19 protein-coding genes and 1 pseudogene are annotated in these 21,855 nt (G+C 30.7%); 13 read left to right on the forward strand and 7 right to left on the reverse strand.

All coding sequences use genetic code 11. The features are described from left to right. The 5 genes from hisF (at position 1) to A8C32_RS08575 (ending at position 4,697) form a co-directional block, all read left to right on the forward strand. Entirely contained in the window at positions 1–756 is a 756-nt protein-coding gene (gene hisF / locus A8C32_RS08555) for an imidazole glycerol phosphate synthase subunit HisF (protein WP_069830010.1), read from the forward strand. Positions 757–789: 33 nt separating this feature from the next. Further along, positions 790–1,386: a bifunctional phosphoribosyl-AMP cyclohydrolase/phosphoribosyl-ATP diphosphatase HisIE gene (gene hisIE, locus A8C32_RS08560; RefSeq protein ID WP_276205024.1), complete on the forward strand. Its 597-nt coding sequence runs from the start codon at positions 790–792 to the stop codon at positions 1,384–1,386. A 57-nt stretch (positions 1,387–1,443) separates the two neighbouring features. After that, positions 1,444–2,856 (forward strand): right-handed parallel beta-helix repeat-containing protein, encoded by a 1,413-nt coding sequence (locus A8C32_RS08565; protein ID WP_069830012.1) that lies wholly within the window; start codon positions 1,444–1,446, stop codon positions 2,854–2,856. A gap of 343 nt (positions 2,857–3,199) precedes the next feature. Next, positions 3,200–3,976 (forward strand): tRNA pseudouridine synthase A, encoded by a 777-nt coding sequence (locus tag A8C32_RS08570; RefSeq protein WP_069830013.1) that lies wholly within the window; start codon positions 3,200–3,202, stop codon positions 3,974–3,976. A gap of 43 nt (positions 3,977–4,019) precedes the next feature. Further along, a complete protein-coding gene (locus A8C32_RS08575; RefSeq protein WP_069830014.1) occupies positions 4,020–4,697 on the forward strand; it encodes a DUF2461 domain-containing protein in 678 nt (225 codons plus the stop codon). Between the two features lie 84 nt (positions 4,698–4,781). Here A8C32_RS08575 and A8C32_RS08580 read toward each other — a convergent pair whose 3' ends face one another. Then, positions 4,782–5,198 carry a glyoxalase gene (locus tag A8C32_RS08580; RefSeq protein ID WP_069830015.1) on the reverse strand — a complete coding sequence of 139 codons (417 nt, stop codon included), beginning with the start codon at positions 5,196–5,198 and terminating at the stop codon, positions 4,782–4,784. Positions 5,199–5,627: 429 nt separating this feature from the next. Here A8C32_RS08580 and A8C32_RS08585 point away from each other — a divergent pair, with 429 nt between their 5' ends. The 8 genes and pseudogenes from A8C32_RS08585 to A8C32_RS08615 all read left to right on the forward strand — a co-directional run bounded on the left by A8C32_RS08585 (position 5,628) and on the right by A8C32_RS08615 (position 13,454). Next, positions 5,628–6,515: a DUF72 domain-containing protein gene (locus A8C32_RS08585; protein WP_069830016.1), complete on the forward strand. Its 888-nt coding sequence runs from the start codon at positions 5,628–5,630 to the stop codon at positions 6,513–6,515. Positions 6,516–6,534: 19 nt separating this feature from the next. Then, a complete protein-coding gene (locus A8C32_RS08590) occupies positions 6,535–6,921 on the forward strand; it encodes an acyl-CoA thioesterase (RefSeq protein ID WP_069830017.1) in 387 nt (128 codons plus the stop codon). A gap of 231 nt (positions 6,922–7,152) precedes the next feature. Then, a complete protein-coding gene (gene leuC, locus A8C32_RS08595) occupies positions 7,153–8,547 on the forward strand; it encodes a 3-isopropylmalate dehydratase large subunit (RefSeq protein ID WP_069830018.1) in 1,395 nt (464 codons plus the stop codon). A gap of 19 nt (positions 8,548–8,566) precedes the next feature. Further along, a complete protein-coding gene (gene leuD / locus A8C32_RS08600) occupies positions 8,567–9,163 on the forward strand; it encodes a 3-isopropylmalate dehydratase small subunit (RefSeq protein WP_069830019.1) in 597 nt (198 codons plus the stop codon). A gap of 3 nt (positions 9,164–9,166) precedes the next feature. Beyond that, entirely contained in the window at positions 9,167–10,687 is a 1,521-nt protein-coding gene (locus A8C32_RS08605) for an alpha-isopropylmalate synthase regulatory domain-containing protein (RefSeq protein WP_069830020.1), read from the forward strand. A gap of 190 nt (positions 10,688–10,877) precedes the next feature. Beyond that, positions 10,878–11,936 (forward strand): 3-isopropylmalate dehydrogenase, encoded by a 1,059-nt coding sequence (gene leuB, locus A8C32_RS08610; protein ID WP_069830021.1) that lies wholly within the window; start codon positions 10,878–10,880, stop codon positions 11,934–11,936. A gap of 197 nt (positions 11,937–12,133) precedes the next feature. Next, positions 12,134–12,319, forward strand: a pseudogene (locus A8C32_RS21460) (transposase); the annotation flags it as partial. A 331-nt stretch (positions 12,320–12,650) separates the two neighbouring features. Then, entirely contained in the window at positions 12,651–13,454 is an 804-nt protein-coding gene (locus tag A8C32_RS08615; protein WP_069830022.1) for a T9SS type A sorting domain-containing protein, read from the forward strand. Positions 13,455–13,922: 468 nt separating this feature from the next. Here A8C32_RS08615 and A8C32_RS08625 read toward each other — a convergent pair whose 3' ends face one another. The 6 genes from A8C32_RS08625 to A8C32_RS08650 all read right to left on the reverse strand — a co-directional run bounded on the left by A8C32_RS08625 (position 13,923) and on the right by A8C32_RS08650 (position 21,854). Continuing rightward, positions 13,923–15,167, reverse strand: a complete 1,245-nt coding sequence (locus A8C32_RS08625; protein WP_240491715.1) for a mechanosensitive ion channel family protein — start codon at positions 15,165–15,167, stop codon at positions 13,923–13,925. Between the two features lie 4 nt (positions 15,168–15,171). Then, positions 15,172–15,456 (reverse strand): DUF3817 domain-containing protein, encoded by a 285-nt coding sequence (locus A8C32_RS08630; RefSeq protein WP_069830025.1) that lies wholly within the window; start codon positions 15,454–15,456, stop codon positions 15,172–15,174. 66 nt (positions 15,457–15,522) lie between these two features. Then, complete coding sequence (locus tag A8C32_RS08635; protein WP_069830026.1) at positions 15,523–16,140, reverse strand: YqaA family protein; 618 nt, start codon at positions 16,138–16,140, stop codon at positions 15,523–15,525. Positions 16,141–17,093: 953 nt separating this feature from the next. Then, positions 17,094–18,368, reverse strand: coding sequence for a purine-cytosine permease family protein (locus A8C32_RS08640; RefSeq protein WP_069830027.1), 1,275 nt, complete (start codon positions 18,366–18,368; stop codon positions 17,094–17,096). 5 nt (positions 18,369–18,373) lie between these two features. Beyond that, a complete protein-coding gene (locus A8C32_RS08645; RefSeq protein WP_123803365.1) occupies positions 18,374–19,414 on the reverse strand; it encodes a 2,5-dihydroxypyridine 5,6-dioxygenase NicX family protein in 1,041 nt (346 codons plus the stop codon). Between the two features lie 82 nt (positions 19,415–19,496). Then, positions 19,497–21,854 carry a TonB-dependent receptor gene (locus A8C32_RS08650; RefSeq protein ID WP_069830029.1) on the reverse strand — a complete coding sequence of 786 codons (2,358 nt, stop codon included), beginning with the start codon at positions 21,852–21,854 and terminating at the stop codon, positions 19,497–19,499. Position 21,855 lies beyond the last annotated feature (1 nt).

A 21,855-nucleotide genomic window follows, 5' to 3' on the forward strand; every position in this document is an offset into this window, starting at 1 on the left:
ATGCTTACAAAACGAATCATACCATGCCTAGATATTAAAAACGGACGTACCGTAAAAGGTGTGAACTTTGTAGACTTGCGAGATGCTGGAGATCCAGTTGAATTAGCTAAGCAATATGCAGAAGTAGGTGCAGATGAATTGGTTTTTTTAGACATATCGGCTACACTAGAAGGTAGAGGCACGACTTTAGATATGGTAATGCGTGTTGCCGAGCAAGTTAACATTCCTTTTACTGTAGGTGGCGGTATTTCAAGTATAGAGCATGTTGATGCCTTATTACAATGTGGCGCAGATAAAGTTTCAATTAATTCTTCGGCAGTTAAACGTCCAGAATTAGTGAATGAACTTTCAAACAAATTTGGAAGCCAATGCGTTGTTGTTGCTATAGATGCCAAACAAATTAATGGACAATGGAAAGTGCATTTAGCAGGAGGAAGTATACCTACAGAAATAGATTTATTTGAATGGGCAAAAGAGGTTGAAAACCGTGGAGCAGGTGAAATTTTATTCACATCTATGGATCATGATGGGACAAAAAATGGATTTGCAAATAAGGCCTTAGCCAAATTATCAGATACATTAAACATTCCAATAATAGCTTCTGGTGGAGCAGGTAGTGTACAACATTTTAAAGACACCTTTATAGAAGGTAAATCAGATGCCGCTTTAGCTGCTAGCGTGTTTCACTTTGGCGAAATTCCAATTCCAGAACTAAAAAAAGAGTTAAAAGAAAATAATATAGAAGTAAGACTTTAAGTCTTCAAACTTGTTTCAACATATAAAGAAATTATTATGACCATTAAATACGATACCAACGGATTAGTGCCTGCAATTATACAAGACGCAACAACAAAAAACGTCTTAATGTTGGGCTATATGAATAAAGAAGCATACAAAAAAACATTAGACACAAAACAAGTTACCTTTTTTAGTAGAAGTAAGCAACGTCTTTGGACAAAAGGAGAAGAAAGTGGTCATTTTTTAAACCTCGTTGATATTAAAAACGATTGTGATAATGATACGCTTCTTATACAAGTAAACCCTGCTGGCCCAACTTGCCATAAAGGAACTGATAATTGTTGGGGAGAAAACAATACATCATCATATGGTTTTTTCTCAACTTTAGAAAATGTTATAAAAGAGCGTGTTGCAAATAAAGACACAGATAAATCTTATGTAGCAAGCTTATTTTCAAAAGGCATCAATAAAGTCGCTCAAAAAGTAGGAGAGGAAGCTGTAGAAACTGTAATTGAAGCTATGGATAATAATGATGAATTATTTTTATACGAATCTGCAGATTTAATGTTTCATTATTTAATGTTATTACAAGCTAAAGGTTTTACTCTAAAAGATATAGAAAAGGAATTAATGTCAAGAAAGAAATAAAAATGTAATCTTTTTTCTTTTTTTACTCGTAAAATAGTTAAACCAAATCCCAAAAAAATGACCAACCTATTTACACTAAAAAAACAAGCCTTACTTGTACTTTTAGTTTGCTCTGTATTTTCTTGTTTTGAAGATTCAGACGATTTAAGATTTCAATCTGTTGATAAGCCATTAAGTCTTACAGACCCAAATAACCCCAACCCATTTTCTGGAGTTATGAGTGCTGTAGAAACAATGCCATACAATGAAATTCCTTCTAAAAAATATATTATAGAATTAGATAGATGGGATATTCCAAACAATAGAACAGAGCCAATTAAAACAACTGATAATATTCAAAGTGCAATTGATTGGGCTGTAAGTGAAGGTTATGGACAAATTTGTTTACCAGAAGGTCATTATTTAATTGGTAAATATGGTAATGATATATACCAAGCAGGTCTTGAACTTAAGGGCAATATGGCTTTTCTATTAAATGAAAATGCCGTTATTGAAATGGCTCCAAATAATAAATGGAATTATTGTGCTATTTCAATAAGCAACAAATCTCATGTGGTGCTATCTGGAGGAACTATTTTAGGAGAAAGATATAATCATGAATACACACCAAGACCAAGCGATGGTGCCGTTACGCATGACGAAGGTCATTTAATTTGTTTAGAGGGAGAAAGTGAAAATGTAACCATAGAAAATATGGTACTAGGAAAAGCAAATGGAGATGGTGTTTTAATTGTTGGAAGTAAACAAGGCGAAGAGCAAAAGCTTAAAAATATTGTAATTAAACGTAATAATTTTTCAGACAATCGTAGACAAGGTATTTCTATAGTAGGAGGCGCAGATATTTTAATAGAAAATAATGAAATTCATCACACAATAGGAACATCTCCTCAATTTGGAATAGATTTAGAAGGCGCAGGACGAATTAATGAAAACGTAATTATAAAAAATAATTATTTTCATCATAATAGAGGTGGAGATATTGTTAATACAGACGGTAAAAATGTTTTAATTGAAAATAATATTTTACTACAAGGCGAAGAAGGCAAGTATATTGATGGTCCCATAGTATATTGGAAAAAAGGAGATTTAACCATTAGAAATAATAACATTACAATGACCTCTGTTTCTGTTAATAATTGGAATGGCATTATTATGTACTCTAATGATGCTCCAAAAACAAACCCAGCAACCACTTATATTTATGAGAATACCTGTAATAATTGTGGTTTCTACATGTATAAAGGAGCAGATTTAGTAGTTAGAGATAATTATTTAAATAATGGACATTTAGTTTTCTGGAAAATGTCTAACCTTACTATTGAAAACAATAAAGTAGAACACCCAAATAAATGCTGGGCTTATCGTTTTCTTGAAGTTTCAGGAAGCGCTAACGGAAACACTTACAATAATGAAAATTTTGATATTCCATTACAACCAAATACCACTTGGGACGGTTGTTGGATAAACTAAAAAAAAAGGCATTAGATAAATTTCTAATGCCTTTATAAATTGGTTAGGATAGTTAGTTCTTTAATTTTTTTCAAACATATCAAAATACAAATCAAAGCCTTAACCAACCACTATTAACATGTATTTTGATATAATTGATTACTACAATATAAGATTTTTTTATTAAAAACCATATATACGACTGGTTTTCAGCTTAATTATACGTGTTAAACAAAAGGTTATTCGTACACTATCTTCATAAAACATCTAATCTTAAACATAAATATTACTTTTATTTATGCATTTATTTTTTTTGCTTTAAATTTTAAATAACCTATATTTTCAGCATCAATTTTATTAAAAAATGAAAAAATATTTTTACGTATTCACCATTCAATATTTAGGTTATCGTTTTCATGGTTGGCAAAAACAACCCAATGTAAAGACCTTACATTTAATGGTAGATCGCACGCTCAACTTTATACTAGAAGGAAAAACATTTAAAAGCTTAAGTTCCGGTAGAACAGATGCTATGGTTTCGGCAGAATGTGCTGCTTTTGAGTTATTTTTACAAGAACCAATAAAAGATCAAGCTGCATTTTTAGAATTATTTAATTATAATTTACCCCAAGATATTAGAGCCTTAGATATTAGAGAAGTTGATGATAAATTTAATATTATAAATCATTCTAAAATAAAAGAATATTTATATCTGTTTACTTATGGTGAAAAATGCCATCCATTTTGTGCGCCCATTATGACTACTATTCTTGATGATTTAGATTTAGATATTATGAAACAAGGCGCTAAACTTTTTGAAGGTGAACATTACGTAAGGTCGTACTGCTATAAACCGACAGATAACGGTATATACACACGAGAAATTTTAACCTGCGAACTTGTTGAAAATACTATTTATACAGCCAATTATTTTCCTAGTAAATCTTATATATTAAGGGTGAGAGGAAAAGGGTTTATGCGCAACCAAATACGATTAATAATGGGAACATTAATAGATTTAGGAAAAGGTAAATTAACTCTAGATTATATTAAAGAAAGTTTAAAACCCGGCAGTACTATTAAAATGAATTATATTGCTCCAGCTTCTGGGCTAATTCTTAACAGTATTGAGTTTGAATAATCATAATCCTTTTGTAATTTACAAGCATAAAAAATAATGTATAATGAGTAATACCATATCAAAAGACGTTTTTAAATTCTTCAAAAAGCTAGAAAAAAATAACAATCGTGATTGGTTTAATGAAAATAAACCTGAATTTAAAGCTCTTGAAAAGGATTTAAAAGCTTTTTATAACACTGTATTAGAAGGTTTAAATACTCATGATGAAATAGATAAGCTAAAAATTTTTAGAATTTATAGAGATGTTCGTTTTTCAAAAAACAAACTCCCATATAAAACTCATTTTGGAGGCTCTTTTCATAGAACGAAACCAAGATTAAGAGGTGGTTATTATATTCATTTAGAACCTAACAACAAGAGTTTTATAGCTACTGGTTTTTGGGAACCAGCTCCAGCAGATTTACTTAGAATTCGTAAAGAAATAGAAATGGATGATGAGGAAATTAGAGAAATTATAGAAAACAAAGCCTTTAAAACTGTTTGGGGTAATATTGTTGGAGATGAAGTTAAAACAGCTCCTAAAGGTTTTAGTAAAGACCATAAAGCAATCGACTTAATAAAAAAGAAGCAACATATTTTTACTAAAAAATATACAGATGCAGAAGTTTTAGGTTCTAAATTTATAGACGATGTTAATACGTCCTTTAAAACTATAAGACCTTATTTTGATTATATGAGCGATGTACTTACTACAGATTTAAATGGCGTGTCTTTAATTTAAACCGCACAAACTAAAATAAAAAATAATGACATAAAATGCTAGCTACATTCTATGTCATTATTTATTTTATACAATTGAGAAAAGCTAAACAGCCTTTAAAAATTCAGGCTTTTCAAAAAGCTGAATATTACTCAATAAGCGTTCCTTAACAATATTCATCATACGTTTATTTAAAGCAGACGAGTTTTCGGTATATATGGTGTATTCTTCAATAGTAAAAAGTCCTATAATCATACCTTTTAAAGAATTACGGAACTTCATATCTTTTTGAATAGCGTTTTCAATATAATCAATTCGCTTTTCTAAAGATAAATCGTAGAATACAAATTTATGCTTAGCAGCATAATTTTTAAAAACAGAAATTAATAAATCATTCTGAAATTTTATTATTGGACGTAATACTAAATTCTGAAAACGTTCATCACTACTCATACTATCATTAATTGTAGTACTTAAAATTTCTGGACGAATACTTTTAAGATTGAATTGTCTTGAGTTCATAATTTATGAGTTTTTAATAAAAATATAGATTATTAAACCTCATATTTTTCAAATCATTTATAATTATTAACTAGGTTATTAACAAAAGGCTAAAACGATTGTTTTTTAGCCTTTTTACATGATATATTTAGATAACTAAATCTGACTTAAACCTCCATCAACTTCTATTTCAATACCATTAACAAAAGATGAATCATCTGATTGATCCCTATTAAACAAAATATTTTTAAATTTAGACTCATTTTATGAAAAAATTTATACGATTATTATAGCTATGTTTATGAAAACCACTAAATATTAGACTGTAAAATGTGAATTTTGTAAGTCAGAGTATTGCTAAATACGAGTTCTATGATTATAAAATCTTACTTTAAATAAAAGCAAAAATTAGATTCTAAATTTTTACTTTTGAATAAACTCTCGTAAAACATGAAATTTGGAAGTGTAGACAACCCTCAAGATATCGATTTTACCCTACCTATAGATCACCCAGATACCTATAAGGTTTTAAACAAAGTGAAAGATGATAATATTCCTGAAATATATGTAGGTTGTGCAAAATGGAATAGGGCAGACCTTAAAGGGTTTTATCCAAGAGGTACAAAAGATGAGTTAATTTATTATTCGTCACAATTTAATGCTATAGAATTAAACGCAACGTTTTATCGAATTTTCCCTTCTTCACAATTTGAAACTTGGTACAACAAAACACCTAAAGGCTTTAAATTCTTTCCTAAATTAAATCAGGAAATTAGTCATTGGAAAAGATTACAAGACACTAATGCTATAGTAGATCACTATTTGTATAATGCTTCCAATTTAAAAGAAAAATTAGGTACAGTATTTTTACAAATGCACAATAATTTTTCACCAAAAGATTTTGATAGAGTGATATTTTTTATCGAAAATTGGCCAAAAGAAATACCACTTGCTGTTGAGTTTAGACATACCAATTGGTATAATGATACCTCGGTAGCAAACGATTTATATCAACTTTTAGAAACCAATAATATATCTAATATTATAGTAGATACAGCAGGGAGACGTGATTTAATGCACATGCGTTTAACAAATGCAACAGCTTTTGTACGCTACGTTGGTGCTAACCACCCTTCAGACTATACTAGGTTAGATGATTGGATTAAACGCTTAAGATTATGGAAAACTCAAGGTGTTAAAGAAGTTAATTTTTTTATCCATCAAAACATTGAAAAAGAATCCCCATTATTATCTGCTTATTTTATTCAAAAACTAAATACAAAACTAGGCTACGCTCTAACAATACCTAATGGGAATAAACAACAAGAATTATTTTAACAAATACAAATATTAAAACATGAGATTTCATACCCGAAAATGGATAAAACCTGAAGATTTAAATGCAAACGGAACTCTTTTTGGAGGCCGGTTATTAGACTGGATTGATGAAGAAGCAGCGCTTTATACCATTATTCAATTAGAAAACCATAAAGTAGTAACCAAATATATAAGTGAAATAGATTTTAAAGCATCTGCAAAACAAGGAGATATTATAGAAATTGGAATTCAAGCTGTGAAATTTGGAAAAGCCTCAATTACATTGAGTTGCGAAGTTAGAAATAAAATGACTAGAGAAACTATTATTACCATTTCTAATATTGTTATGGTTAATATTGGACCCGATGGAAAGGCCTTACCTCATGGGAAAACACAAATAGAATTTGTATCAGATAGGTTAGGATAAGAGTTATTTTCTTCTTTTAAAATTATAATCAAATTAAATGATTTATTGAATTTAATGCAATTAATACTATATCTGCTAGTTATTTTATAAAAATTCAATAATGAAGTATCTTATTTATTAAAATAGATGCAATAAAAAAACAGTTTTTATAACTTTGTAGATCCTATGGCTACTTCTTTTGAATAAATAAGTAGTATTAGTATTTTAAAATACAAAAAAAATAAGATTTTTATGAGTAAAACATTGTTTGACAAAGTGTGGGATTCACATGTTGTGAGAAAAATAGAAGATGGACCAGATGTGTTTTTTATAGACCGCCACTTAATTCATGAAGTTACGAGTCCTGTGGCTTTTGTTGGTTTAAAAAGTAGAGGATTAAGTGTATTATATCCTGAGCGTACATTTGCTGTAGCAGATCATAACACACCTACAATCAATCAACATTTACCAGTACAAGATCCATTGTCTGCTAATCAATTAAAAACATTAGAAGATAATGCCAATGAATATGGTATAAGTCACTGGGGACTAGGACACCAAAATAATGGTATTGTACATGTTGTAGGACCTGAAAATGGAATTACATTACCTGGTGCTACAATTGTTTGTGGAGATTCTCATACATCTACACACGGTGCTTTTGGAGCTATTGCTTTTGGTATTGGTACTTCTGAAGTAGAAATGGTATTAACAACCCAGTGTATCATGCAGCCTAAGCCTAAGAAAATGCGTATTAGCATTAATGGGCCATTAAGCAAAGGAGTTACTCCAAAAGATGTTGGATTATATATTATATCTCAATTAACAACCTCTGGTGCTACAGGTTATTTTGTTGAGTATGCAGGTGATGTTTTTGAAAACATGACTATGGAAGGTCGTATGACGGTTTGTAACTTATCTATTGAGATGGGTGCCCGTGGTGGTATGATCGCTCCAGATGAAAAAACATTTGAATATATTAAAGGTCGTGCAAAAACTCCAAAAGGAGCCGATTGGGATAAGGCCATGATCTACTGGAAAACATTAAAAACGGATGATGATGCTTCTTTCGATAAAGAATTAACTTTTAGTGCTAGTGATATCGAACCTATGATTACATATGGTACAAATCCTGGTATGGGTATGGGTATTTCAAAAAATATTCCATCTGCAGAATCTGTTGAAGGCGGAAAAGCGACTTATGACAAGTCTTTAGCTTACATGGGGTATGCTGAAAATGAGCAAATGATTGGTAAAAAGATCGATTTTGTGTTTATTGGTAGTTGTACTAATGGACGTATTGAAGATTTTCGTGCTTTTGCCTCTATAGTTAAAGGAAGAAAAAAAGCAGATAATGTAACAGCTTGGTTAGTTCCGGGATCGCATATTGTTGAAGCAAAAATAAAAGAAGAAGGCTTATTAGATATTTTTGAAGATGCTGGATTTGTTTTAAGAGAACCTGGTTGTTCTGCTTGTTTAGCAATGAATGATGATAAAGTACCCGCAGGCAAATATGCAGTAAGTACCTCTAACAGAAACTTTGAAGGTCGTCAAGGACCAGGATCAAGAACGTTATTAGCTAGTCCATTAGTTGCTGCTGCTGCTGCAGTTACAGGTGTAGTTACGGATCCAAGAGAATTACTATAATAATTTAGAATACGAAAAAATGGCTTACGATAAATTTACAACATTAACGAGTACTGCAGTTCCATTGCCAATTGAAAATGTAGATACAGATCAAATTATACCTGCACGTTTTTTAAAAGCTACAAAACGTGAAGGTTTTGGAGATAATTTATTCCGTGATTGGAGATATAATGGTGATGATACACCTAAAGAAGATTTTATATTAAACAATCCTATTTATACAGGAAAAATTCTAGTAGGAGGTATGAACTTTGGTTCTGGATCTTCTAGAGAGCATGCTGCTTGGGCAGTTTACGATTATGGATTTCGTTGTGTAGTATCTAGTTTTTTTGCAGATATTTTTAAGAATAACTGTTTAAATATTGGTGTGTTACCAGTACAAATAAGTCCAGAATTTTCAGCAGAAATTTTTGAAGCGATTTATGCAGACCCTAAAACAGAATTAGAGATTAATTTAGAAGATCAAACCATCACATTACTTTCATCAGGAACGAAAGAATCTTTTGACATCAATGGTTACAAAAAAGGAAACATGTTAAATGGTTTTGATGATATTGATTATTTACAAAACATGAAAAGTGAGATCGAAACATTTACAGAATCTCGCCCTTTCTAAAGCATGAGTATTAGAAAAATAGAAATAATGGATACGACATTGCGCGATGGTGAACAAACCTCGAGTGTGTCGTTTTCTGCTTCTGAAAAGCTAACAATAGCAAAGCTTTTGTTAGAAGAATTAAAGGTTGATCGCATTGAAATTGCATCTGCAAGAGTATCTGAAGGTGAACTACAAGCTGTTAAAGATGTTACTGAATGGGCGTCTGAAAACAATTACTTAAATGCTGTAGAAGTATTAACTTTTGTCGATAAAGATGTATCCATTAATTGGATGCTTGATGCCGGAGCAAAGGTTCAAAACCTATTAACAAAAGGTTCATTAAACCACTTAACTCACCAGCTTAAAAAAACTCCAAATCAACACTTTAAAGAAATAGAAGAAAATATACTTCTTGCTCAAAAAAACAATATAGAGACTAATGTTTATCTAGAAGATTGGAGTAACGGGATGCGTAATTCTAAAACTTATGTTTTTGAATTTATAGCGTTTCTTTCAAATCTACCAGTTAAGCGTATCATGCTCCCTGATACTTTGGGCGTATTAACACCTAAAGAGTCCTTTGATTTTGTAAAAGAAATTAAAGATAAATACCCAAGTTTACATTTTGATTTTCATGCTCATAATGATTACGATTTAGGGGTTTCCAATGTTATGGAAGGCATAAAAGCTGGAGCAGATGGTTTACATTTAACAGTAAATGGTATGGGTGAGCGTGCAGGTAATGCACCAATGGCAAGTACTATAGCTGTTATCAATGATTTTATGCACAATATAGAAATTGGAGTAAATGAAACATATTTACATACCATAAGTAAATTAGTTGAAACATTTTCAGGAGTTATGATTCCTGAAAACAAACCAGTTGTTGGAGCTAATGTTTTTACACAAACTGCTGGAATACATGCAGATGGTGATAATAAAAACAATCTTTATTTTAGTAAGTTAATGCCTGAGCGTTTTGGTAGAACCCGAAAATATGCATTAGGAAAATCTTCTGGAAAGGCTAATATTCAAAAGAATTTGCAAGAATTAGGACTTCAACTTAATGATGAAGATCTAAAAAAAGTAACGCAGCGTATTATTGAGTTAGGAGACAAAAAACAAGTTGTAACCAAGGAAGATTTGCCTTACATTATTTCTGATGTTTTAGATCGCAATTACGAAGAGAAAGTTAAGATTAACTCTTATGTGTTAACACACTCTAAAGGACTAAAACCATCAACAACAGTTTCTGTGACTATAGAAAAGGAAGCATTTGAGGAAAGTGCTCAAGGTGATGGACAATTTGATGCTTTTATGAATGCTATTAAACAAGCTTTTAAAAAGAGAAAAATCACACTTCCAAAATTAATTGATTACGCTGTTAGAATACCACCTGGAAGTAATTCTGATGCCCTATGCGAAACAATTATTACATGGAAAAACGACGAAAAAGAATTTAAAACTCGTGGTCTAGATTCAGATCAAACAGTTTCTGCAATTAAAGCCACCGAAAAAATGCTAAACATTATTATTAATTAAAGTGTAGCTATATTTGAATATTGAAATGAATTCTAAAGTTGATATATACTCCAAAATTGCGTTAGGGGTTGCAGTGGAAAGCCCACAACGAGGTACGAGTGAGGACTTGTAACGAAAAACCCGACCCGATAGGGTAATGACCAAAGAATTATAATTATATAGATAATAAAAAGAATAAAATAAATAAACAATGAAATTTAATATAGCCCTTTTAGCCGGAGACGGTATAGGACCAGAAGTTATAGAACAAGCAGTAAAAGTTAGTGATGCTGTGGCTAAAAAGTTTGGACATGAAATTACATGGAAACCAGCATTAACAGGTGCTGCAGCTATTGATGCTGTTGGAGAACCTTACCCAGATGAAACTCATGATATTTGCATGGCTTCTGATGCTGTATTATTTGGTGCTATTGGTCATCCTCGTTTTGATAATGATCCTTCTGCAAAGGTTCGTCCTGAGCAAGGTTTATTAAAAATGCGTAAAAAATTAGGTTTATTTGCTAATGTTAGACCTACATTTACATTTCCTTCTTTATTAGATAAATCACCTTTAAAACAAGAGCGTATCGAAGGCACAGATTTAGTTTTCTTAAGAGAATTAACAGGAGGTATATACTTTGGAGAAAAAGGCAGAAGAGACGAAGGTGAAACGGCTTTTGATAATTGTGTTTATACAAGAGCAGAAGTACAACGTTTAGCTAAAAAAGGTTTTGAATTAGCGATGACACGTACTAAGAAATTATGTTGTGTAGATAAAGCCAATGTATTAGAAACTTCTAGACTTTGGAGAGAAACTGTTCAAGCAATGGAAAAAGATTACCCAGAGGTTGAAGTAAGTTATGAGTTTGTTGATGCTGTTGCTATGCGTTTAGTACAATGGCCAAATAGCTATGATGTATTAATTACCGAAAATTTATTTGGTGATATTTTAACAGATGAAGCTTCTGTGATTTCTGGGTCTATGGGATTAATGCCTTCTGCATCTATGGGAACTGATATTGCTTTATTTGAGCCTATTCATGGATCTTACCCACAAGCAACAGGATTGAATATTGCTAACCCTATGGCAACTATTTTATCTGCAGCAATGATGTTTGAAACAGCATTTAATTTACCTGAAGAAGGAAAAGCTATTAGAGATGCTATAAATAAAGCTTTAACCGAAGGTATTGTAACTGAAGATTTAGCAGATGGAGGAAAAGCTTATGGAACTAAAGAAGTAGGTGATTGGTTGGTCTCAAATATATAGAATTTTTAATAACAAAAAAAAGCCTTGTATAATCATTAATATACAAGGCTTTTTTTGTTATTACATTAAAACAAAATAAAGAGCGATATTAATAAGTATCAATACATATAAACCTGATTTTGATTAATATTTAGTAAATTAAAGTGTTGAAATCCAATTTTTGAATCTAAAAATCTATCCATTTGGTAGCATTATCAGATAAAACACTTCTTAGAAAACGTTCTGTGACTGAAACTTTAAATGATGAACTCAAAAATATACACCAAATAGAACATTCAAGATACAGAAGTTTAGGAAATTCCCTAAGAATATCATAGCTGTACTTATTGCCATGGTTTTTTACTTAAAAAACAAAAAATACTAACCAAATTTATCTGTTTTAATAATTAAACTTTGGTTATTCCCTTTTTAGTAACAATCTTAAACTATTTATATCTGCCCATTTTAATACTATTCATTAAAATAGATTCTGTAAGTTGATTTTTTAAGGCTAACAGATTTTTTGTTATAATAAAGCTATAAATAATTATGTTAAAAAATTGCATATAATATATATATTTATTTTTTAAATATATATTTAACACAAATACATAAGCATTTGTAATTCAAATACTTAATCCATGTGTTTTTATAAAACAAAATAAATAAGATAATATAGAATAGTTTTGGGGTAAATTTTGACGTTTTTTAAATAGAATATTAATCTAATTTTATATGAAATTAATTAAAATTAAAATAATGATGAAAAAATTACTTAAAAGTTCTTTATTAATACTAACTGTATTTATAGCAGGAACAATTCAAATGAATGCTCAAGCGGATATTGAATTTACTTTTGATGGAACAACATTTGAAGATTGGAATGGTCAAGGAGGAGACGGAGCTTTCGTTTCTGTTTTTGCTAACAGCAATCCTGGTGGAGCTTTAAATATTTCATGGCCAACTGTAGGAGCATCTACTAGAAACGTAATATTGTATGGAGCTCCATCTGTACAAACCATGAATGCTGATGATCGTAAATTTATGCGAGTAAGACTTAGCAATACAGATCCTCAAATTGACGTACTTAGAATTAGAGGTAGAGTATCTGGAGGGTCATTTCTTAATTTTATTGATGTACCAATTGGTCTAGATACTGTAGGTAATTTCTCAACGTATTCTTTTGAAATTACTGACTCTGCTTTTGCTGGTGCATTAGATAGATTCCAAATTATTTTTAAAAATTCTTCTAATAATGTTCTTACAGCAAATGCTAATGCTAATGCTATATTAGTTGATAATATTTTAGTATCAGCTAACACAACACTATCTACTAATAGTTTTAATAAAAACGAGTTATCAGTTCGTGTATTTGATGGAAAACTAAACGCACCAGAAGCTTCTGATTATAAAATTTATAACATTACAGGAGCTATAGCTAAAGAAGGAGAAGGAGCTAAAACTATAGATATTTCTAATTTAGCATCAGGATTATATATTTATAAGACTTCTAAAGGTTTTGCTAAATTTATAAAATAAATATTAGAGCTCATAAAAAGTAAACATTTTAAAAAAGGATTTAGTATAAAATACTAAATCCTTTTTTTTGTTGAATAAATTTATGATTAGAAAATAAAATAAATTTACTTCCTAAAGGATTAAGAGTTTATTAATAATAGCTTCTGTCCTAAATAAATTTAGTTATTATATGATTGATTTTTTTGACACTAAAATAAAAACAACCTAGAAAATCACACATCATTATTATTTAGAAGCTTTTATACGTATTATGAATCCGTAAATTATATTAAAATTTCAAAAGATAACTCCTTGTATATATTGATTTGGAGGAGGTTGTTTTTTTAGAAATCGTAGTAGCATCCAAAAAAAATCTTTAATGAGAATATTAACTAATTTTTTGAATTTTGATTTATCTAGTTTATTGATTATTTGAGAAAAAACAAAGTTATATTTAATATCAGAGAAGGTAACTTTGAGGAACAAATTTTAACTTTTAAAACTTGAACTACTTGGGAGTTCAAATACTTCCAAATCAAAATAGGGAAGGGCAGCTATTAAATGATCGAAAAGGTCGGACATTATATACTCATAATTTTCCCAACGTTTATCACTACTAAACGCATATATTTCTAATGGTATACCTTGAGTCGTTGGCGCTAATTGACGAGCCATAATCATCATATCTTTATTGATCGCAGAATGATTGTTTAAATAAACATCAATATATTTTCTAAAAACCCCAATATTAGTAAGATTTCTACCATTCAACAGGTGGTTTTTATCAATATTATTAGAGGTATTATAAGCTTTAATATCGTTTTGCTTAGTTTCTAAATATGTCTTAATAAGCTGAATTTCTTTGAGTTTTTCTACCTCATTATCACTTAGATATTTAACACCTTCTTGTTTAATTAATAGTGCTCTTTTAATACGTCTACCATCTGAACTAGTCATGCCTCTCCAGTTCTTAAAAGAATCTGAAATAAGCGCGTATGTGGGAATGGTAGTTATCGTTTTATCAAAGTTTTGAACCTTAACAGTTGATAAATTTATTTCAATAACATCTCCGTCTGCTCCATATTTTTCAAAAGTAATCCAATCTCCAATACGTACCATATCGTTAATAGACACCTGAATACTAGCAACAAAACCAAGGATGGTATCTTTAAAAACTAAAATAATAACTGCAGATATAGCTCCTAATCCTGTTACAAATTTTAAGAACGGAATACCTGTTATTATTGCAATGGCAGACATAGAACCCGCAAACCAAGCAAATATCATAAATACTTGAATGTAACTATCTACAGGTTTATCTTTTAAACGTGGTAATGTTTTCAAGTAGTCTTTTAATGTGTTTAAAAAGCTCCTAACAATCCAAAGCGTTAATACAATAGCAAATACCTGAAGACCTTTTTCAACAATGTTTTCAAAATATTGAAAATCAAAGAACACTGTTGGAATAAACTCTAAGGCTATTAATAAAGGAATTATATGTGCAATATTTCTTGGAACTTTATTTGAGACTAATAAATCATCAAAATTAGATTTTGATACTGATGCAAATTGATTAAAAGCCTTAACCAATAATTTTCTAATTATAAAATCTACAATAAACACTATAATTAGCAAAACTAGTAGTAAAGCTAACATGTTCAAATATTTAGCCATAGCCTCTGAAGCATTTATTGATAATAAATAATCGTAAAATAAGTGTTTAAAAGACATCATTATGTTAACTTTTTAAATATTTTCTATCAATATAAAAAGTACCAAAAGGAATAACAGATGCTATAAGAACAGTAAAAAACATTTTGTTAGTCCAATTAAAATCTTTCTTAATTATGAATGCAAAAGCTATGTAAACGATAAATAATAGTCCATGTGGCATTCCTAAAAGCTTTACATATTGCGGATCGTTTGCTAAGTACTTTATAGGTGTTGCTATAAACAGCAATAAGAGATATGAAATACCTTCTAAAAGTGCTACAATTCTAAAAATATTTATAAAAGAAAACATGTTTAATTATTTTTAAATGTAAAAGTAGAACAGAAAGTATTAATAGTATAATTTTTAATACTTTTTTTACAATACATTAAAGATAATAAGTCCATAAATAACAAAACGTAATAATCTTAAAGACCCGTAAAGCATCACATTTTTAAAAGAAAACTTAATGATACCAGCTGCAATACAAGAAATTGAAAAGGGTAGTGGCAATAAAGCTCCAACAACTATTAAAAAACCTCCCCATTTTTTAGAGTTTTTAAGTTGCTTTTCCATTTTAACCTCTAGGTAATTATGAACAGAAGGTATTTTTGTAATAAATCTTCCGATCCAATACGATATAAGTCCACCAAAATATGATAAAAAAGCTAAAAACCCTAAGTAAAACCAAGGGTTATCCATTTTTCCTGACCACGCGATAAACATTTCTGGAGGCACGAGACCTAATAGTGTCTCTGAAACAAAAAAGAAGCTCAAAACACCATAAACAGGTAATCTCTCCGTAAGCTTTATGAGCGCATCATTAATATTAAAAAAATGATTTACAACGTAAAGAGCTATAACAGCTATTATTATATAAGGTATTGCTTTTTTAACAGCCTGCCATACAAAAGAATAAAACCCAGTATAGCCATAATACTGATGCAAGAGCTGCAAACGTGTTTTTTCTTGTTTAGATTTAGGACTAGGTTTCATGTTTATTTAAGGGATATTATAAAATGCAAATATAATACTTGATTTTTTTTAAGAAAAGCAATCTAGATAGAATTAAATCATATTTAACAATAAGTAGGAAAACAAACAAATTTATTATTATAGTTATTGATTTTAAAATACTCTATTTTACATAATATTAATTATAGTACAAATGTATTGTTTAGTTAATAAGAGTTGTTTATCCATTCGTAAGCTATAATTCCATATTATGTAAAATATCCCAGAATGCGTTCGTTTCTATTTGATGTGTAGTACTTGGGTCATTAAACATTCGTGTTTTGCTTTTCGTTTAATTTTGATATTCTGTACAAATCGTTCATATTTTTTTAAATAAGCTATTCTCAAGAAACTTCACGTTTACACATTATGAACTATAATTAGTCGTTATGTAAAATAGCCGCTACCAAGCGCTCGATTGCTTTTTAAAAATAATTATGCTGTCGCAATAATTTTTTTAAACACAATTATCCATCGCTTGCCAACGCCAAAAAAAAGCTAGCTTTTAGATTCGTTTTAAACTTTTCGTTGGCAAGGATATTCTCGTTATATTTTTTTCACAAGCTTTTCGTTAAGTTGTCACAAGAGTATAAAATTTTCCCTCGCTCAAATCCACACTTTAAAATCTCTATACACTTGTTATATGTATAGCTCCGATTATACTTTTTTTGTTTAATACTTCTAAGATTATGTCAAATACGACAGAAATTTTAGAGATTAAATATCTCTGAAATTTTGTGCGAGTTGGTGCGCTGGCATCGACTACTAGATGTTTATTAAAGGTTTCATTATATCTTTTTTTCTTGATATTTTAGGAAACGGGCTAACTCTTAAAGACTGTTTTTAGGTACATTTGAAATTAGAATTCCTAAGATTATGTATTATACTAGCCCCTAAAATATAAACGCTCCACTCTCCTATTTTTATCCAAAATTTTATGAAGTCGTTTTAAAAAATGAAATGGTTTTTCTTTTTAAAAACAGATATACTATAGCTCCTAATAAAAAAGAATCTATAAAATACGCATGTGTTAATTGAAAAACTTCTAAATAAGTAAAAACTGTAATGACTGAGCTTATTATCCAACTTATTAAAGATGAAAATTCCCATTTATTTATTTCATCTAGGTTATAGTTTTGTTTTTTAATGAAAAAGAAATGGATGAAATATATGGAAGAAATGGATGGTGCTAGAATACCTAAAAATTCAAGAAAATTAAAAAGATAAGTTGCAAAACCTAATAAGGCTAATATAGTCCCGAATATACTTGCAGTAATAGTCACTTTTTTAAAAGTCCAATTTTTATTTATAGTCGTAAATGTTAAGCTCGCAGAGTATAGATTTGTAGCGTTTGTACTCCATGTTGCGATAAACAATAACAAAAAAGCAGGGATCACCAATTTGTATTGTTCCATTATCTTAATAATATCTACTTCTCCTGTTCGAATAGAGGGCACAGCACTAAGTATATAAGCCAAAGGCGTACCAATGGTTAACCCCAATACGGAAAACAAACTTTGTTTATCGGTTTTTACGAATCTGGAAAAATCCGCCATTAATACAGGAAATAAGACAGCTGCCCCTATTAATATAGATGTGGCTTCAAAAAGCGTCATTGTACTTTCTTTTGGTGCATAATCAAAAAGTTGTGATATACTTTCTAAATCTGATACGGAAAGATAAAAGACATAAGCCAAGAAAGCAGTTAAAATTGGTATGGATATGTTGGCAAGTTTTTCAATACTTCTTATACCATAAACGGTTGTAATTGTTATAAATAAGCTGGTTGTAATAATGATAAGTTCCTTTGACACAACAACATTAAAAGTACTAATTGAGGTATCGTAAATGGCTACTGCTAATAATTCTATAGCTACAGCAAACCAACCTATTAGGGTAATACCAAAGATAAAATTTACAATCTTTGCTCCATACTTGCCAAAGCTAAAATGTAATATCATGTATGTTGATAACCGTGAACGATTACCAATTAATGTGGTTGCCATACACATTATGGTTAAAACAAATGTAGATATACCAAATGCTATTAGCGCTTGCTTAAAACCTATTTTGAGTGCTATGTCCGAGCCTAGAAATAGTGTAGAAACTGATAATCCTGTGCTGGCAATAATGAAACCAACAACCCAACCAGAGACAAAGTCTTTTGGTTGAACTTTTGTTCTTGCGTATTGATTTCCTCCTTCAGCCATGTATACTAGTTATTTAATAATTTGTCTGCTAAAGGTCTTAAGTCTTTATGACAAACGTGTCCATTATCTGTAATTTTAATCGCATCAAAATAAATACTGGTATTAGAAACTATACCATCAAAATGTGATTTTGCTATTTGTCCTAATGGCGGCATATCCATTGGACTTGTGTAGCCAAATCCAAAATCTACGCCTCCCCATATACGTTCGTCTTCAACCAATTCGTGTGTTAACTCTCTAACCTTTGGATTAAAACCCAGCATATTATGCGAAATCTTATACATATTTTCATCTTCGAATGATGATATATAGGTTTTAAATTTATTAGCATCTTCTCCTCCACTAATATCAACAATGTTACTATTTTTCACAACAAATTTTACCTTACTAGTATTATTTGTATGCTGTAAATGATCGAACACTATGATGCCATTCATACTATTTAGTTTTGGAACTATATTTACAAAACCTGGTGCTGTGCCGAATTTTGGTATTGAAAAATCACCATCATCAAAATCAAAAGCGTAGTTTAAATCTATATCGTAAGACACATCTGTACCATTTTCGCTAGTAATACGAACAGTTTTGGAAACCTTTACCATTTCTATAACTTTACTTAGTAACAGTTTTAAGCTTTGCACGTCAAAACCTGTAAAAACTCTGTGCAGCGATCCTATAGAGCTATCTGCAATAATAAGATAACGTAGGTTCTTGTTATCTCGCATTGCGGTTTCCCATATATCGGAATATAGCAAGACAACAGAGTTAGCTTCTATCCAAACATCAGCTTTACAAAGTGCAGCGGTTAGCGCTTCAGAAGGCCAATCTTTCATTCCTGCTTGACTATCTTTTTTTGCCTTCGGAATCCACATTAGCAAAGGTAATCCGCCAATATCTTGGGTTGCTTTTGCTAAAGCTTCTACGATGTAGCGTTTAGAGCCTAAATCTACTGTTATGGCTACGGTCTCACCTTTTTTAACCTGAAACATCTCTTCTATTAATGTTTTAGAAAAATCTAAAGCCAATACTTGTTGTTCTTTTGTCATAAAATTAGTTTGCGAAAAAGAGAACCAATATTTGCTCCCTTTTATCAATCAATCAACTCTAATAATTAATATAAAATTAATTTCAAAACTTTACTGAAATTGAAGTTCCTATGGTTAATGGTTGTCCTCTCCAAGCTACATCGTCAGGACTTCCAACAAACTTTCCGGGCGAAAACTCTTGATAATACTGTTTATCTGTAAGGTTTCTACCCCAAATATCCAGTTTCCAGTTTTTGTATGTAAATGCAATACGTGCATCCAGTAATGAATAGGCATCTGTGGTATGAATATCTAAATTGCTTTCATGATAATACGTTTTACCTGTTGTATCGAGGTTTAAAAATCCATTAAACTTCACACTATCTGTAAGGTTGAATGAAGACTCTAAGCCAATACTAAAAGTACTTACAGGTACGAATGGTACTTTGTTTCCATTATAATTTGAATTATTGGTTGTTGTACCATCAGCACCACCTGTTGTTCCTCCTTCTAATATCTCAGCATCTGCTAATCCAAAATTTGCAAATACATCAAAGTATTTGGATAATCTCGCACGAGATTCTAGCTCAAATCCAAAGACTTTAGTTTCATCATAGTTATAAACACCTGCTATAAACGTCGTAAGGTCTAAAATATATTGTTGTTGGTTTCTTATTCTAGAACTAAAAACAGAACCATTAAAGATTAGACGGTCATTCCAAGTCGTTGTTTTAAAACCTACTTCATAATTGTCTGATATTTCGTCGTCAAAACTTTTGTCAAAAAAATCGGTAGCACCTGCATTAAAACCTCCATTTCTATAACCTCTGCCATAATTTGCATATAAAAGTGCTTTTTTCGATACTTGATAAGATAATGACACTTTGGGTTGAAACTCGTTATTATCTCTATCTGAATTTGTTACAAATAAAAAATCTTCTTGAGTAAAATTATCTATATCATATCTAAAACCAGCAGAAACCGTTAATTTACTAGTTAGTTGATAATCTCCAAACCCAAATAAAGCTATAGTTTTGGTTTCATTAACATAATCCGCTGTATCATAAAAATCTGGTGCTCCATCAAAATCCACTCCAGTAGTTCCGTTTTGATAGACATCCTTTTTGATGTTCTGATAAAAACCACCTAAACTCCAATCGAATTTTGTATCTGTGTTTGTATTATTGATTCTTAACTCTTGGTTAAATGTTTTCGTTGTTATTTCCTCACCTTGTGTTAATCCATCAAGGCTTAAAAAATCTAAATCGCCATTTGTAGATCGTTCTACTCTATTAAAGGATGTAATACTCTGAATTTTTACAGTACCTAAATTATAGTCCATTTTGAAATTGCCATAATTATTTTTCATATCCGAACGTCCTAAAATATTTGCAACGATAACATTATTGCCATCAGTAGGATTTGGATCTAAAACACCACCTGGAAACTGCCCATCAAAACCTGTTGGATTCACCGAATAATATGTTGCTCCTCCATCTATATTAAAATGTTGAAAGGCTCCTGAGATTGTGAACTTGTCAGATAATCTAGCTTTAACCTGTCCTCTAATGTTAAAATCTTCAGAGAAATCTACTTTTTTATCAAGAAATTCATTTGTCAACAAACCATCAAAAGTCTTGTATTGTGTAGAAAAACGATAAAAAACCTTGTCTTTAGAAATCGCTCCAGAAGACACAAATTGTCCTTGTAAGTTCCCGCCATTACCAACGCCAAGCGTTATTTTGTTAGACATCTTATTGGTAGGTTCTTTGGTGTAAATATTAATTGCTCCACCAATAGCGTTTTTCCCATATAAAGCTCCTTGTGGACCCTTTACGACTTCAACCAATGCCAAATCGTATAACTCCTGACTTAATAAACTTGGGTCTGGAATTGTAACGCCATCAATTACAAAAGCCAATGGAGCATCTCCTCCTCTTACTTGTGGTATACCTCTAACCGTGATGAAATTCAGTCCTACGGCTTGTGCCGAATTAAATTTGAGGTTTGGCACTAAGGCTGAAAAAGAACTAATGTCTGTAACACCTGCTTTTTCTATACCTTCCGAATTTAGTGCTGTTACAGATTCTGGAGTTGTTTGAATGGACTCGGTTCGTTTTCTAGACTTACCAATAACGCCAGCAAATCCTTTAATGGAAACTTCTCCTAAAGATTCTTGGGACTCTTTTAACTCTATATCTATACGAGCGGAACCGCTTACTGTGACCTCCTGAGTTTCATAACCTAAATAGGAAAATACCAAAATTGTGTTATCAGAGGAAACAGTAATTTCGTAATTACCGTTAAAATCGGAAACCACACCTGTAAATGTTCCTTTTTCAAGAATATTGGCCCCCGGAAGTGGTTCACCAAGCGCGTCCGTAACATTACCTGTGATTGCAACTTGCGAAAAGGTTAATGTAGTTACAAATAAGAATATTAATAAAATACGTTGTTTCATG

Source organism: Flavivirga aquatica (assembly GCF_001747085.1).
Taxonomy (GTDB): Bacteria; Bacteroidota; Bacteroidia; order Flavobacteriales; family Flavobacteriaceae; genus Algibacter_C; species Algibacter_C aquatica.